The following is a 15,265-nucleotide window of genomic DNA, read 5'->3' as shown; positions in this document are numbered from 1 at the left end:
TAATGCGCTACGCAAACAACCAAGGTTGCTCAGTGCGTCGTTTTTGTTCAAATTGTTTGATTTTTTGCGCATGCTGCAATGTCAGGCCAATCTCATCCAATCCATTCAGCAGGCAGTGCTTACGAAACGCGTCCACTTCAAACACATAATTTTGATCGTCAGCAGTCACAACTGCCTGTTTTTGCAAATCCACCGTAAGCCGATACCCTTCTTTTTGCTTTACTTCTTCAAACAAACGATCCACGATCGCAGCATCGAGAACGATGGGCAGCAGACCGATCTTGAAGCAGTTATTGAAGAAGATATCTGCAAAACTCGGGGCGATAATGACGCGGAATCCATAATCCTGAAGTGACCAAGGCGCATGCTCTCGGCTCGAGCCACAACCGAAATTTGCCCGCGTCAACAATATTTCTGCGCGCTGATACCGCGGTAGATTCAACACAAATTCCGGATTTATTTGCCGTTGCGCCGAATCCATGCCCGGTTCACCATGATCCAGATAACGCCACTCATCAAAAAGATTCTGACCAAATCCAGAGCGCTTGATTGATTTGAGAAACTGCTTAGGAATGATGGCATCGGTATCCACATTGGCGCGATCCAACGGCGCCACCAATCCTGTAAAGGTATCGAATTTATTCATTGAGTTAAGTGATAATTAATAGTTCGAAAGGGCCGGATTGAATTTTTCTGGTCATTTTGCAAATCCGCTCAACCCGCGCACATCGACAAAATGCCCGGCGACCGCAGCCGCTGCGGCCATGACAGGACTTACTAAGTGAGTCCTGCCGCCCGGTCCTTGCCGGCCTTCGAAATTCCGATTCGACGTCGAAGCGCAACGCTCCCCCGCCACCAGACGATCATCATTCATTGCCAAGCACATGGAACAGCCGGGTTCGCGCCATTCAAAGCCTGCCGCACGAAAAATCTTATCCAACCCCTCTTGTTCAGCCTGTTGCTTAACCAATCCAGATCCTGGCACGACCAACGCTTGCTTGATATTGGCTGCAATATGCTTTCCGTTGATAATCCCTGCCGCTGCCCGCAAATCCTCGATGCGTGAATTGGTGCAGGACCCGATGAATACCTTGTCGAGATAAATCTGCTGAATTGGCGTATTGGCCTGCAACCCCATGTAATCAAGCGCGTGCTGCATGTCGTGGCGCTTGACTTCATCAGCGATAAGCGCAGGATCAGGCACTTTCCCATCGATCGTCGTCACCATCTCCGGAGAAGTTCCCCATGTCACTTGCGGGCTGATGTCCGCGGCCTCTAATGTTACGGTTCGGTTAAAAACGGCATCCGCATCGCTGTGCAGCGTACGCCAATAAGGAACTGCCTGCTCCCACAGATCGTCGCGGGGCGCGAACGGCCGTCCTTTGATGTATTTGATCGTGGTGTCATCCACAGCCACCATGCCGGCCCGCGCACCTGCTTCGATTGCCATATTGCACAGCGTCATGCGGCCTTCCATCGAGAGTGCGCGTATAGCGCTGCCAGAAAACTCGATCGCGTATCCAGTTCCACCCGCCGTGCCGATTTCGCCAATGATAGCCAGTGCAATGTCCTTAGCAGTCACGCCGAATCCCAGCTCACCTTCAACTGAAATACGCATCGACTTGGATTTTTTCATCAATAAACATTGCGTCGCCAATACATGTTCAACTTCCGAGGTACCGATACCGAATGCCAGACAACCAAATGCGCCATGCGTACTGGTATGAGAATCGCCACAGACCACCGTCATCCCAGGAAGGGTCGCGCCCTGTTCGGGCCCAATCACATGCACGATACCCTGACGCACATCCTGCATCTTGAATTCGGTAATTCCCAGTTCATCACAATTCTGATCGAGCGTATCGACCTGCAGGCGCGAAATGGGATCGTGAATACCATGACTGCGATCGGTGGTAGGTACATTGTGATCGGCGACTGCAAGAATGGAATTAAGTCGCCACGGTTTCCGCCCAGCCAGTTTTAAACTCTCGAAAGCTTGCGGACTGGTCACTTCATGAACTAAATGGCGATCAATGTAAACCAAAGCCATGCTGTTTGGATCAGCAGATTCTGTATGTACCACATGCTGATCCCACAGCTTGTCGTAGAGCGTTCGTTTCATGCAAATAGAAGTATTCGAATAGAGAAATAACGCGTAATTATCCCATAAAGTTTACTTGCACAACACACTTGGCGCTGAATGCCCCTTTACTGATCGGATGATTTCATTTTCAGCATGATTAACATCATTCCAGCTAATGCCGCTGCAGCGCTGATCAGGAAAGTCGTGTCCGCGCCCAACCAATCCCAGGTATAGCCGCTCGAAACGGCCCCCAGGGCACCGCCCACGCCATATGCCATACAAGTATAAATTGCCTGTCCTTTGGCTTGATGACGGCCACGGAAAAAATGATGAATGACCATCATCGCACTGACATGATGCGCACCATACGTGACTGCATGCAAAATTTGAGCAAATACGATGATGACCGGCCATTCGATGCATTGCCCTATCAGCACGAAACGGAGAATCGCGCATAAGAAGCTAAACATCAGAATATGCTTCAAGCTGAAACGCCGCATCAGCCACGGCATGATGAAAAAAATGCCGATTTCGCACATGACCCCGATAGCCCACAGCCATCCGACAAACCCTTTGTCATAGTCATGCTCAACCAGATAAATGGAAAAAAACGTATAGTAAGCGCCATGCGCGAACAACATTAATAAGCTCGATAACAAAAAAGCCATCACATTCGGGCGCAGGCAAATTTGGCGTACCGAATGCAGCCCGGCGGCATGGGGCAGGATATCTTTTTCTGGGATATGATAAGAAAATATCACTATGCCCGCCTTGAGCCCCAGAACTATCCACAGAAGCCCAATGATTTCAATCTCCTCCAACAGATAACCGATCCCTACCACAGCCAGCACAAACCCAACCGAGCCCCACGAGCGAATGCGACCATATTTCTCGGTAAAATCCCCCAGATGTGACAGTGTGATCGTCTCCATCAGAGGCAATGATGCGCTCCAGAAGAAACTCATCAGCGACATCACCAGAAAAACCCATAGAAAGGAATCACCGACGAAGAATCCGCAGTAACTCAAAAAACCACTGACCGCAGCTATTTGTACAATACGCACCCGTTTTCCCGTATGGTCAGCCAACCAACCCCATACTGCGGGAGAAAACATCCGCGTAACTAATAGCAATGACATCAACACACCAATCTGTAACGCATCAAACGACAGCGACTGCAGATACAGACTCCAGTAAGGTGAAAACGCACCTATAAAAGCAAAATAAAAAAAGTAGAACCCCGAGAGGCGCCAGTAAGGAATGAACGGCATACACCCATCAAAAATAGTTTGGAAAGACAATATCTTGCTAATTGAAAACCGATTGGAGTATTAACATGTGGTAAGCGTCACATCGGTCTCTGGCGTAAGTGCAGAGAAATTCACATCCAGCCTGGCACTTTCGCGATCTTGATTTTACAAGAAATCAATTCATTGATTTGTTTGAAAACGAGCAACAACACAGTGGATTTATTCGATTTAACCCTAATTCTCGAGGTTAAAATCCACATTTATCGTATCCTTTCAAGATAGAGAAACAGGCAATTGCGTTTCTTGACAAAACGCACAGCATCTCTATAATCCACCCTTTGTTTCTGATGTGGTCTAGTCCGCACGGAAACGTCATAGTGCGGGAATAGCTCAGTGGTAGAGCACAACCTTGCCAAGGTTGGGGTCGCGAGTTCGAGCCTCGTTTCCCGCTCCATTCTTATTCAGAATGGTTCTGATGAATTTTTTGCTGAAAAACGAGTAGCTTCTCACCTACTTTTTTCCGTAAATTACACATCGTTTAAAAGTCATATCTCATGGCGGGGTGGCAGAGTGGTCATGCAGCGGCCTGCAAAGCCGTCTACGCCGGTTCGATTCCGACCCCCGCCTCCATCCGTTGTTTTTGAATGGATTTTCAGCGCCCCTCATTCGGTTTCGTTAAATTTCAGAACATTAGAAAGAATGCAGTTCGCAGCATAAGCTGGTAATGTAATACACCCCAAGCTCCGTTTTCCTCCGCGCCTTATCGATCGAAAAAAACCTATTCCATCTTCTACAATGTTGAGTTAGAAACCGAACAGATATGCTTTGAAAGGATCGTTACACTGACATTTTAATCACAGGAGTAAAGATCATGGAAAAAAGTAAATTCTTTTTAAGCTTGGTGCTGGTCGGCGCTTTTCTCGCAGCAGGATCAGTCGTGGCAGAAGATAAAAGCCCTGATTCAGAGTCTAGCGTAGGGGAATTTGTCAAAGATTCAGCCATCACGACTCAAATTAAAGCCAAGATACTGACAGAAAAAGAAATTAATTCTCTGCACATCAAGGTTGATACCGATAACAGCGGAATTGTGGTACTCACCGGCGCAGTGAAATCAGCCGCTGAAAAAGAACGAATTCATGACCTCGCCCATTCGGTAGAGGGTGTTCGCAAGGTTATCAACAAGCTGACCATTGATCCGGAGCTATTCAAATAAACCGGCAGCACGGCGGCGTTGTGGAATAATGCTCTGAGCTTTCGAATCAAAGCCGCCTCCATACAATTAGTCGGGGGGGAGAGAAATTGCTGAAAATCGCTTGGTGACTCAGGTTTCGATCTTCTCTTTCAAAGCTTATAACCAACTGAGCATCTCCCTCCAATCTCGCCTTATTAGACCCCTTCTCGCTGTCTCCAGAGCTTGCCTAATATTTAACGCGTGCACGATAAGTGAGTTGAGCTTCGCTCTCCGCAGCAATGGTCACTTTCCACTCAACCAGCCCGGCGCCCAGTTTAGAATGCGGCAAGGATTCCGAAATCATTTCCCAGTCTCCCGGCATCGGTTCTTGAACCTTTACCATGACTTTTTCCTTTTTGGCATTCTTTAACGTGATTTGGTAAGCAGTCTCAAAGATGCTGGCGTAACGCGGAGTCCCTGCAATTTGCTTGAAATCGGTTTGTATTCGATCGGCGGTGATATCAAAGGCATTCCCCATTTTGAGGCGAACTAATTCGTTCTTGGGTGTATGGTTGATATGGTCTTCACCAACGAATTGCTGATTATCGAGCGCATCTTTTTTATACACGCGAATAATACCCTTAGGCAGAGGAATTCCCATTCCTTCGCCCTGATTACGGAACTGAATGAACACATGGACAGCGTGCTTCTGATGCAGCAAATCATGTTTACCTGCGTAATAATAATCTGCGCCTTTCAATATGTACTCCTTGCTGACGGGCACACGGGTAGCTGACATCAACGCAATTTGCTTGGTCTGATTTTCCGCCAGTGTCGTCGGATAGGGTACGGTATACAGATGATAATCGAAAAATGTCTCTGCCTTCATCTGCGCTACATCGGCAGATTCTGCCGTCAGAGCCATCATTTTCCGAGCAAGCGGTGGCTCGGATTGAACCTGATTCACATCGCCGGCAACCAGCTGCAGTTTTGCAGCGTGATACGCGATCCCGCTCCGGTTCGTTAGAGTGACCAAGCCATTCAGATCCAGATGATCCTCGGTGTTGTTCAAAGCCGCCACATAGTCGGCATGCCAGGATAACCCATGGGTCAAATAGGACAGTTCTAATTCGTGCTTGCCCGATGAGGGGCTCAGAAGCGATAGCAGCAAGGTGGGTTGGTCGCGAAGATGATGAGGCACTCCTGGAAAAACCAGCCGCCCTGGCACACCTGTTTCAATGCGATCATTAAATTTCAGAATAATGCCTTCATTGGTGGACAAAACCATGGCCGATTCACTGGTTTCCTGGCCGGTAGCAGGGTTGGTGCGGATCACTGTAATTTCCCTGCCGACATATTTTTCCACTAGCTTAGCAGGGGTCAACAGATCGAAATCAAAATTCTGTTCCAATAACTTAAACTTTGAAGGCGCCGTGATATTTCGCAACAATGCGGTTTCAGGACGAATTTTTGCCGATACGTCACGCCAAGCCAGGCGATTGAACTCCATATCCAGCACTACGCTACGCATGTCCTTCACTAGAGCCAGATTATCATTGTATATCGTCAGGGCGATACTTTCTTGATCCTGCTCTGTTGAAATCTTCTCAGGCGTTTCTGCAGCAAAGACGTGAGCTGCACCGAATTGAAAACACAACACAAAAACAATGACCTTGAATTGATTCAGAAAGTAGTTATTTTGGTTGAATTCTTTTAGACAGTTCCGGTGAATCGACTGGTGTTTTTTTGGATGATGCGTCATAACTAATCTCCTCTGAGGAGTCATGAAATATATTACCTTCTATGAATGAGAATTCCAGGGGCTATTTTCGGGGTGGCGCCCCCTCCATCGCCTATTCTATTAATATGCCCGTTTCCACGTTCCGCGATCGATTGCTTCATCTCATTCGCCCAATTAAGCAGTGCTTCCCTAACAAGCATGCAAAAAAAACCTGCTTCAGGGTATAATGCCGCCTGACTCTGCCATTCCAATTGTATAGCAATCCGTTTCAATCGCCCGGGTGGTGAAATAGGTAGACACAAGGGACTTAAAATCCCTCGGGCTTAAACCGCCCATGCCGGTTCGATTCCGGCCCCGGGCACCATCCGCAACGACATGTATTATCACTTCTTTTTCCTCAGGAGCAAGTATGAACCTTGATCGTGTTGGCTCAGGCATGGATATTCCGAATGACTTTAATGTCATTATCGAAATCCCAATGAATGCTGATCCCATCAAATATGAAGTCGATAAAAAAACCGGCGCGATGTTCGTCGATCGGTTCATGTCAACCTGTATGCATTATCCGTGCAATTATGGTTATATTCCTCATACTTTGTCGGACGATGGCGATCCGGTCGATGTGTTGGTGATTTCGCCGGTGCCGCTCATCACCGGCGTGGTTGTCCGTTGCCGTCCCCTGGGGGTGCTGAGAATGTCCGATGAAGCCGGGGATGATGCCAAATTACTCGCTGTACCTATCAACAAACTCTGCAATCTCTATAAAGATATCGAATCACATGATGATTTACCGCAGTTGATCCGCTCGCAAATTGCCCATTTTTTTGCGCATTATAAAGACCTGGAAGAAGGAAAATGGGTCAAGATCCAAGGCTGGGATGGCGTTGAGCCGGCAAAATCAGAAATCCTGGCGGGTATCCATCGCTTTAATTCCACCTCGAACAAGCCCATGTTCTAGGGCAAACACAGCCAAAGAACAGCGTCGGCCCGCTAAAACCAACCCATTCATGAGCATATCGTCTACGAAAGACAGGTGATCGCGTCGAGCTGGATTCCAGTGCAGCCCGCCTACTGAGCAGTAGTCGCTCTTCAAGTTTCCTTGATTTTAAGGTCTTCCTGAAGCGAATAAGTATTTATTACCTTTTCAGCACACTGATCAGCATGATATTCACTATAAACATGACCACACCAAGAATCAGCCAATTTCTTCCGGCTTTTCTCTCATCGGGATGGTCTTTCTTAAGATAGGTGTACCCCATTGCCACACCAATCACAGGAAAGAATATCGTACCGATGATAATCCCGATATTGACGCCCTGCGATACCCGTTTGACATGAGTATCGGATGGGTCTGTATTTTTAGCTTGTGAAGACTCATTCCCTGAGTCGAAAGGATGCGGAACCTCAGGCTGCTGAGAATTTCCTTGAGCAGACGCAGGTGTGAAATTTTCATTGCTGCGCGACGATGAATCCCCAGGCAAAGAGGTGTGGCACTGCGCGCAGGATTGCACCCCTTCTGGATTTTCCGCACCGCATGTTGGACAACGCATAAATACCTCATTAAAAAATTGGAACGAATTGAGTGTCACCCAATGAATACTATTTGTTGATCGGACTGAATTGAATCATCACCGCATCATTAATGAACCACTCAGGAAACTGCATGGCTACACCACTTGTCCCGCTGCGTAACCCGATGACCAAGCCCATTGAAAATTAAAACCTCCCAGATGTCCAGTCACATCTACGACTTCACCAATGAAATATAAGCCGGGAACATACCGGGACTCCATGGTCTTGGATGATAATTCATGAGTATCCACACCACCCAGCGTAACCTCCGCTTTTTTGTAACCGGCCGTGCCGGTTGGCGCAATTTGCCAATCCCGCAAGCGATCTACGATATGGCGCAATTCATGCTCACGATACTGACTCATCGGTTTTACCGGTAGTGAAAGTGGCGCCAGAACCGCTGAACACCATGCCTGCACGAACCGTTTCGGTAAATATTGGGCCAGCACATTAGTCAGCACGCGGGTACTGTCTTGATGTGCAGCTATCATATGTTCGGCATCTTCAGCAGGAAGCAAATTGACGCGCAACATGTTGCCCGGACGCCAGTAAGAGGAAATTTGTAGAATAGCAGGCCCGCTCAATCCTCGATGGGTAAATAGCACATTTTCGCGAAACTTCACACCTTCGCAGCTTACTTCAGCGTCAACCGATACTCCTGGAATATCCTTAAAAGCCGTAAAATCCTCAGTTGCAAACGTTAAACCCACCAATCCAGGTCGTAGGGACGTCACGTTAATCCCAAATTGATTGGCGATCTGATATCCCAATGCCGTGGCACCAATCTGTGGAATGGACAATCCACCCGTAGCAACTACCAAAGAACTCGCCGTGATCGAATTGCGTTCCGTGGTCACCCGGAACCGTCCGGTAGCGGAGGAAAAATCATCATTCGCTGAACACGGGTCGATCCGTTCAACCTGAGAAGACATGTGCCATAGCACACCCGCATCATCACATTCATTCTTCAGCATCTCGATGATGTGTTGCGAACTCTCATCGCAAAACAGTTGACCTAATTTTTTTTCGTGATAGCGAATGCCATGCTTTTCAAGCAGCGCAATAAAATCCTGTGGGGTAAAACGAGCAAGCGCAGAATGACAAAAATGCGGGTTATTCGAAATAAAGTGTTCCGCTTTGGCATGACGATTGGTGAAGTTACACCGGCCGCCCCCAGAAATACGGATTTTTTCCGCAAGCTTGCGGGCATGATCGATCAATACCACCCGGCGCCCGCGCTTTCCTGCTTCAATGGCGCACATCATGCCTGCAGCGCCTGCGCCAATGATGACCACATCTTTTGACAGCTCTTTCAAGGACGACCGCTACTTTCTTGAATGCGCGAAAATCACCCCTGACATAGGTCAGGTCAGTAAGTAAACTCCGGAGAAGACAGCATATCCAATCGAGCAGCTATCATCATGACGATAAATAGAAAAAGCGACAAACCGACACGAATGCTCAGCGACTTGACCATGCGAGTGGAATTGCCCTTGTCCTTAAACATGTAATAGAGTGCCGATCCCAGGCTATAGACTATAATGAGAAATAATATGGCCGCGAAGATATTCAATGTTCTGTTCCTGTAAGTTAGTTCTGCCGAAGTTTAGCCCAGTTTTACTGATTGTCCAATGACTATTTGACGGGAGCATTCACCTCACACCACGCCGTATTTTAGCGATCGTTAAAATTCCTTTTTTGAATTCTCCCATTCACACATATTGACACCGGGCGCCTTACATGAGTTTCCCTCCCGCCATTTTTATCATGGGTCCAACCGCCAGCGGCAAAAGCAGAATCGCTTTGGACATTGCAGCGCATTTTCCGGTAGAGATCATCAGCGTCGACTCAGCTCAGGTATTCCGCCTGATGAATATCGGCACTGCCAAACCTGATCAAACCACATTGTCGCGTATACCCCATCACCTTATCGATGTGATCGATCCGGATCAACACTATTCAGCAGCGGAATTTCGCCGCAGTGCATTGACGCTCATGCACGAAATCATAGGTCGCAATAAAATTCCCATATTGGTGGGTGGAACGATGCTGTATTTCCGCGCCTTGCAGGAAGGCTTATCGGTATTGCCCTCGGCCAACCCGCAGCTACGGCACAAACTGGAAAACATGGCCGAAGAGCTTGGCTGGCCAGCAATGCATCAAAAACTTATCGAATTGGATCCTGAAACCGCCGCACGCATCAAACCCACCGATAGTCAACGTATTCAGCGGGCGTTGGAAGTCTGTCATCTCACCCAGCAACCCATGTCGCAAGTCCTGAAAGCACCCAGACTGACAGATTTCCCTTTTGAAGCCATCTCGATTGCGCTGACACCAAGTGATCGCAGTCAACTACATCGGCGCATCGCCGAGCGCTTTGACGACATGATGGACGGCGGACTAATCGAGGAACTCGTATCGATTCTGCGGCAATTTCCCTCTCTTACTCCAGAAGCCCCGTCGATGCGCTGCGTCGGATATCGCCAGGCATATCTGTATTTGAATGATCAAATCAATATGATGCAATTACGCGACATGGGAATCGCAGCTACCCGGCAATTGGCCAAACGCCAACTGACGTGGCTGCGCAGCATGAACAATGAGCGACTGCAGGAATTCGATTGCCTTTCCCCAAACCTGAGCATTCAAGTCCGTTCTTTTTTGCAGCAGCGTTTGCATGCCCAATCCACATAATTGCCGTTCTCACCTGTACAGCAACTCATTGATGTGTTTTATTCCTGAATCTCCTGCCTTGTGTGCGGCCTGCCGATAGGGGTATGATCCGCACTATCCTGTATTCTTACAACCAGAACCAGAATTAAAATACACACTCGAATAACAAGAATGTTTTCATTGCAACACTGGTTCAACTGAGGAAGTTCTGAAAAGTTGCGCGACCATCAAGCCAAGCGATAACAGGTTCATGCGGCATACCGAAGCGCAATAGTTATTCCGAATTTCCCTAAAAACATCAATAGGAAAATCGCTATGCACATTCGCAACACATCACTTACGTTAATCTTATTTTTCATGATCGCGATCATACTGACCGGTTGCGAGAATTATGCGGAGCGGACTCATAAATCATGGGCTCCTCCACCTTCTGCGCCAGTCTATGATGATTCGACCATTTTTGCGCGCATCACGACCGCCGTGCAATCCGATCCAGCCCTGCAAGGCTCGAAAATCGATATCAAAGTCCAGGATGGTACAGTGACTCTGAGCGGTACAGTCAGTAATGAAGATCAGCTCACCCGCGTCAATATGCACACTTGGATCGTCGATGGCGTCAAGAAAGTCGACAATCAGATCGTAAAAAACTAACCACAATTCATACATCCATAAAAAATCCCCGTGATGGGGATTTTTTATGGCAGCACTCACGATGATGATCAAATACCCCGCAGCAACTCATTGATCCCCGTTTTAGAGCGGGTTTTGGCATCCACCTGCTTCACGATTACTGCGCAATAAAGACTGTATTTCCCGTTCTCGGCCGGTAAATTGCCGGATACCACGACCGATCCCGGCGGAACACGGCCATAACTGATCTCACCGGTTTCGCGGTTATAGATTTTCGTGCTCTGGCCAATATACACGCCCATCGAAATGACGGAGTTCTCACCCACAATCACGCCTTCGACAATTTCCGAGCGGGCACCGATGAAGCAATTGTCTTCGATGATCGTCGGATTCGCTTGCACCGGCTCAAGCACACCGCCAATCCCAACGCCACCCGACAAGTGCACATTCTTGCCGATTTGCGCACACGACCCCACCGTTGCCCACGTGTCCACCATGGTACCTTCATCGACATAGGCACCGATATTGACATAGGAAGGCATCAACACCACATTGCTGGCGATGAATGAACCTTTACGCACAGCCGCGGGCGGCACGACCCGGAAGCCGCCATCCCGAAAATCACGCGAACTGTAATCTGCAAACTTCGAGGGCACTTTGTCAAAATAATTGGAAAAACCACCTTTGATGAAGCTATTATCTTCGATACGAAAAGACAGCAGCACGGCTTTCTTGATCCACTGATGCGTCACCCAGTCACCATCCTTTTTCTCCGCGACGCGCAGTTTTCCACCATCCAACAGAGCGAGCACCTGCGCAACAGCCTCTTTCAGACTGGCATCAACATTGCGTGGCGTAATGTCCGCACGGCGATCAAATGCTTCTTCAATGATGGCTTTCAATTCATTCATAATTTTTCCTAAATAATTGGATTCGAATACTCAAATCCCAAGTTTCTCAAAAAATAACTTCATTCTCCGCATCGCTTCGGCGCATTCCTGCGGTGAAGCAACCAGCGCAACCCGGATGAAATTTTCGCCAGGATTCATGCCCTGCGCGTTGCGCGCCAGATAGCTGCCCGGCAATACGGTCACATTATAGTCTTGATAGAGTGTGCGGGTGAATTCGGTATCGCTGATGGGCGTTCTGATCCACAGATAGAAGCCGGCATCCGGCATCTGGACCGCTGTGACATCGGATAATATCTCGATGGCCTCAGAAAATTTTTGCGCATATAAGCGGCGGTTTTCCACCACATGCGTTTCATCATTCCACGCTGCACTACTGGCTGCCTGCGCAACCGGACTCATTGCAGAACCATGATAGGTCCGATACAACAGGAATTTTTCCAACAGCCGGGCATCACCGGCCACAAACCCTGAGCGTAATCCCGGCGCATTCGAGCGCTTGGACAGGCTATTGAAGACCACCAGTCGCGGGAAGCCGCTTCGCCCCAACCGATGCGCAGCCTCCAACGCACCGAGTGGCGGATTGTCCTCATCCGAATAAATTTCCGAATAACACTCATCCGAAGCCACGATGAAACCATGACGATCCGACAATGCGAATAATTCCTGCCAATCCGCCAGCGTCATGACACCACCGGTCGGATTATTGGGCGAACACACATACACCAACTGCACCCGCGACCATACCGCATCGGGCAATTGCGCATAGTCCAGCTTAAACTGATTATCAGGAAAAGTATTGATGAAATGCGGCACAGCGCCCGCCAATAATGCAGCCCCTTCATAAATCTGGTAGAACGGATTGGGGCACACCACCACCGGATCGGGGACGCTGCTGTCAATGACTGCCTGGGCAAACGAAAACAGCGCCTCGCGGCTGCCATTGACGGGAATGACTTCAGTCTCCGGATTGATTGCAGGCCCATTAAACCGCCGCTTCAGCCAACTAGCAATGCTGTTGCGCAGTGCCGGCGCCCCAAGTGTCGTGGGATACACCGAGAGTCCATCCAGATGATCGATGATGGCCTGACGGATGAAATCAGGAGTGGCATGCTTCGGCTCGCCAATTTGCAGATGGATAGGTTCCAGTGCGGCGGTGGGCGTTATTCCTTCCATCAGTTGCCGTAATTTCTGAAACGGATAAGGTTGTAGTTGATTCAAATGTGGATTCATGTGGCCATGGATTGCCGGGCTCAGTCAGCGACTGCTGAGCCGATTGCTCCGCAAAATTAAGATGGTTGAATGTGTGCGGATTATAAACGTACGCACCGGAATGGCCAAATGAAACACGTCACCCTATCGTTAACCAGTGCCTCCGCCCGAGAGCAACCACATGCCTGACTATCATTCAGCTCACGTCCTGTTTTCAGGTATTTTCCAAGCAAACTCAGCGATCCGGGAGCATCTTGCGGTCTTGGATCGTTCAATGATTTCTGGCGATTACAAACGCGTCATCCCAAATCCGCTGATTCAAGCTTTGCAATCTCGAGTTTCTCATGCGCAGCAACACGTTCATGGCACGTTGCGATTGTTCGCTTGTTCCATCGCCCAGCAAGTCACCCCATAATCCACTTCTTATTGCGTTTTGCAGGGCACCTGAACCGAGATGGCTTCATTGGAGCAAATGTCGATCCGCCGTGAAAGCTTGGCCATTTCGAATTCCACCGTCATGACCAAACCTGCAGGCCGACCGTGAAACTCGAAACCAGCGTATCCATAATAAGTTACTTTTTTGATGGTCGAGTTGCTGAAAATAGCGGTGTAAAATTCTGCCGCTTCTTCAGCTTGATCATCGAACCATGAGGAGTAATGGCCTACATCCGTTTTGTCCTCACCAGCATTCCGAAAATATCGCTCGCCGCAGTGGGTTTGGACGGGCATTCTCCTATAGAGCCAGCACACATCGAGTCTTAATTTTTCCGGGTATACACAACTTCCATCATTTTCATTTCTGCTGCGCCATGATGAGCCCCGTACATGACGAATTCCTGGTTATTGCCATCCACAATCTTCCAGACAGCGCGATGTGACATGTGTCCACCGCCCACTTCGGCATGTTGTCCGGTAAAGGTTATCGTCCTGCCGTCAGCGCTGGCCGTGCCATCCATCATGAAAATTTGCGTGCTCATGCTATCGATCCAACTCGACACATAACGTTTGAGCAAGTTGTCATATCCTACGGTCCAGATCCCGGTATGGGGTCTGCCATGCATAGTGCCGCTGATCTGCTGCTGAAGAAACCGCTCACCTAAAATCATCTTGGCTTCAACTGATCCGGTTGATTCGGTGGGTTGTTTTTGAGGATCCATCCATTCCTTGGTTGTGGTCGTCCAATTACCGGCCAGACTGGCCAATAATCGGTGTGGTTCGCCAGGCGCTGCCAATTTTGTGTAGATTTCCACCATTTCTTCAGAACTCATCGGCTTATTGCTCTTTTTCTCATCGGCTACGATAGGCGTCGCCACCAGCATAAAAAGCACAGCAATCCAGATCAATGATAAATATCGCATAACGTTCTCCTTTATCAATAAGAATCCATAAGCGCTCGCTTGACAAAAAACGAGCTACATATCGACAATCGTTTTAAAACCGCCATATACCATTCGCTTGCAATCGAAAGGACCAGAATCAGGATTCATCATTTCCTTTAAACGCGGATCGCTCATTACCGCTTGATTGACTCGATCGCGATGCTCTTTTGATTCGAATATGATCCACGAGAAAATCATCGTTTCGCCTTCGATTGCATTTGCAGCCTGATGGAATGAAACCAAACCTTCATGATTGAGATCATCCCCGCAACATTCGGTGTAGGCCAGCGCACCATGCTCCATCCAAATCGATCCAGCCAATTCTGCAAGACGCGTATATTCTTCTAATTTGTTATGGGCAATGGGTATCACAAATCCATCCACATATTTTTCCATAAGCTCTCCTGTAAGTTTTTTCTCCGACGAGCAACACCGGTTCAACCGATCGCTCACCGATAATAGTACAGGCAATCAAAGCGCGTCTTCGTTCAGTAGAATTTCCAACTAAAACACTCCTTCCATATTCAATATGCAATCAATGCGATATCTGGATTTCGCGACCTTCGGTAAAACTTGCTCTTTCGTGAGCGCCTGATTGCAAGTATAATCCGATCACTTTTTCCCATATTTGCCGCCGGTTTATCAA

17 protein-coding genes and 3 tRNA genes are annotated in these 15,265 nt (G+C 48.4%); 8 read left to right on the top strand and 12 right to left on the bottom strand.

Annotated features, from left to right (window positions below):
- Positions 1-7: 7 nt before the first annotated feature.
- The 3 genes from leuD to ABF87_RS09825 all read right to left on the bottom strand — a co-directional run bounded on the left by leuD (position 8) and on the right by ABF87_RS09825 (position 3,354).
- Positions 8-646: a 3-isopropylmalate dehydratase small subunit gene (leuD, locus tag ABF87_RS09835; RefSeq protein WP_160828951.1), complete on the bottom strand. Its 639-nt coding sequence runs from the start codon at positions 644-646 to the stop codon at positions 8-10.
- 51 nt (positions 647-697) lie between these two features.
- On the bottom strand, positions 698-2,122 hold the full coding sequence (gene leuC, locus ABF87_RS09830) for a 3-isopropylmalate dehydratase large subunit (RefSeq protein ID WP_160828950.1): 1,425 nt from the start codon (positions 2,120-2,122) through the stop codon (positions 698-700).
- Positions 2,123-2,208: 86 nt separating this feature from the next.
- Positions 2,209-3,354: an MFS transporter gene (locus ABF87_RS09825; RefSeq protein ID WP_160828949.1), complete on the bottom strand. Its 1,146-nt coding sequence runs from the start codon at positions 3,352-3,354 to the stop codon at positions 2,209-2,211.
- 358 nt (positions 3,355-3,712) lie between these two features.
- On the opposite strand from ABF87_RS09825, the gene ABF87_RS09820 reads away from it, so the two are divergent.
- The 3 genes from ABF87_RS09820 to ABF87_RS09810 all read left to right on the top strand — a co-directional run bounded on the left by ABF87_RS09820 (position 3,713) and on the right by ABF87_RS09810 (position 4,546).
- Positions 3,713-3,787 (top strand) — tRNA-Gly (locus ABF87_RS09820).
- A gap of 102 nt (positions 3,788-3,889) precedes the next feature.
- Positions 3,890-3,963 (top strand) — tRNA-Cys (locus ABF87_RS09815).
- A 241-nt stretch (positions 3,964-4,204) separates the two neighbouring features.
- Complete coding sequence (locus tag ABF87_RS09810; protein ID WP_160828948.1) at positions 4,205-4,546, top strand: BON domain-containing protein; 342 nt, start codon at positions 4,205-4,207, stop codon at positions 4,544-4,546.
- Positions 4,547-4,751: 205 nt separating this feature from the next.
- Here the strand turns inward: ABF87_RS09810 and ABF87_RS09805 are convergent, their stop codons facing one another.
- Positions 4,752-6,266: a DUF4139 domain-containing protein gene (locus ABF87_RS09805; protein ID WP_160828947.1), complete on the bottom strand. Its 1,515-nt coding sequence runs from the start codon at positions 6,264-6,266 to the stop codon at positions 4,752-4,754.
- 253 nt (positions 6,267-6,519) lie between these two features.
- On the opposite strand from ABF87_RS09805, the gene ABF87_RS09800 reads away from it, so the two are divergent.
- A tRNA-Leu gene (locus ABF87_RS09800) sits at positions 6,520-6,609 on the top strand.
- 45 nt (positions 6,610-6,654) lie between these two features.
- Entirely contained in the window at positions 6,655-7,203 is a 549-nt protein-coding gene (gene ppa, locus ABF87_RS09795; protein ID WP_160828946.1) for an inorganic diphosphatase, read from the top strand.
- Positions 7,204-7,381: 178 nt separating this feature from the next.
- Here the strand turns inward: ppa and ABF87_RS09790 are convergent, their stop codons facing one another.
- From ABF87_RS09790 to ABF87_RS09780, 3 genes are all read right to left on the bottom strand, one after another.
- Positions 7,382-7,795 (bottom strand): zinc ribbon domain-containing protein, encoded by a 414-nt coding sequence (locus tag ABF87_RS09790; protein ID WP_160828945.1) that lies wholly within the window; start codon positions 7,793-7,795, stop codon positions 7,382-7,384.
- Between the two features lie 117 nt (positions 7,796-7,912).
- A complete protein-coding gene (locus tag ABF87_RS09785) occupies positions 7,913-9,124 on the bottom strand; it encodes an NAD(P)/FAD-dependent oxidoreductase (RefSeq protein ID WP_160828996.1) in 1,212 nt (403 codons plus the stop codon).
- A 62-nt stretch (positions 9,125-9,186) separates the two neighbouring features.
- On the bottom strand, positions 9,187-9,390 hold the full coding sequence (locus ABF87_RS09780) for a twin transmembrane helix small protein (protein WP_160828944.1): 204 nt from the start codon (positions 9,388-9,390) through the stop codon (positions 9,187-9,189).
- A 167-nt stretch (positions 9,391-9,557) separates the two neighbouring features.
- Between ABF87_RS09780 and miaA the strand changes: the two genes are divergently transcribed.
- Together miaA and ABF87_RS09770 are read left to right on the top strand one after the other, a co-directional pair.
- On the top strand, positions 9,558-10,511 hold the full coding sequence (gene miaA, locus ABF87_RS09775; RefSeq protein ID WP_160828943.1) for a tRNA (adenosine(37)-N6)-dimethylallyltransferase MiaA: 954 nt from the start codon (positions 9,558-9,560) through the stop codon (positions 10,509-10,511).
- A gap of 294 nt (positions 10,512-10,805) precedes the next feature.
- On the top strand, positions 10,806-11,141 hold the full coding sequence (locus ABF87_RS09770) for a BON domain-containing protein (protein ID WP_160828942.1): 336 nt from the start codon (positions 10,806-10,808) through the stop codon (positions 11,139-11,141).
- A gap of 68 nt (positions 11,142-11,209) precedes the next feature.
- Here ABF87_RS09770 and dapD read toward each other — a convergent pair whose 3' ends face one another.
- Positions 11,210-12,031, bottom strand: a complete 822-nt coding sequence (gene dapD, locus ABF87_RS09765; RefSeq protein ID WP_160828941.1) for a 2,3,4,5-tetrahydropyridine-2,6-dicarboxylate N-succinyltransferase — start codon at positions 12,029-12,031, stop codon at positions 11,210-11,212.
- Positions 12,032-12,061: 30 nt separating this feature from the next.
- Positions 12,062-13,261: a succinyldiaminopimelate transaminase gene (dapC, locus tag ABF87_RS09760; RefSeq protein ID WP_160828940.1), complete on the bottom strand. Its 1,200-nt coding sequence runs from the start codon at positions 13,259-13,261 to the stop codon at positions 12,062-12,064.
- A gap of 160 nt (positions 13,262-13,421) precedes the next feature.
- Between dapC and ABF87_RS14775 the strand changes: the two genes are divergently transcribed.
- Positions 13,422-13,655 carry a hypothetical protein gene (locus ABF87_RS14775; RefSeq protein ID WP_205012682.1) on the top strand — a complete coding sequence of 78 codons (234 nt, stop codon included), beginning with the start codon at positions 13,422-13,424 and terminating at the stop codon, positions 13,653-13,655.
- An 8-nt stretch (positions 13,656-13,663) separates the two neighbouring features.
- Here ABF87_RS14775 and ABF87_RS09755 read toward each other — a convergent pair whose 3' ends face one another.
- The 3 genes from ABF87_RS09755 to ABF87_RS09745 are packed head-to-tail and all read right to left on the bottom strand — an operon-like array spanning position 13,664 to position 15,015.
- Positions 13,664-13,969: a VOC family protein gene (locus ABF87_RS09755; protein WP_205012681.1), complete on the bottom strand. Its 306-nt coding sequence runs from the start codon at positions 13,967-13,969 to the stop codon at positions 13,664-13,666.
- Between the two features lie 29 nt (positions 13,970-13,998).
- Entirely contained in the window at positions 13,999-14,598 is a 600-nt protein-coding gene (locus ABF87_RS09750; RefSeq protein WP_160828939.1) for a DUF1579 domain-containing protein, read from the bottom strand.
- A gap of 54 nt (positions 14,599-14,652) precedes the next feature.
- Positions 14,653-15,015 (bottom strand): DUF1428 domain-containing protein, encoded by a 363-nt coding sequence (locus ABF87_RS09745; protein WP_160828938.1) that lies wholly within the window; start codon positions 15,013-15,015, stop codon positions 14,653-14,655.
- Between the last annotated feature and the right edge of the window lie 250 nt (positions 15,016-15,265).

This window comes from Nitrosomonas sp. JL21 (assembly GCF_009833095.1).
Taxonomy (GTDB): Bacteria; Pseudomonadota; Gammaproteobacteria; order Burkholderiales; family Nitrosomonadaceae; genus Nitrosomonas.
The sequence above is the reverse complement of the archived record's forward strand: the minus strand, read 5'-3'. Positions and strand labels throughout refer to the sequence as shown.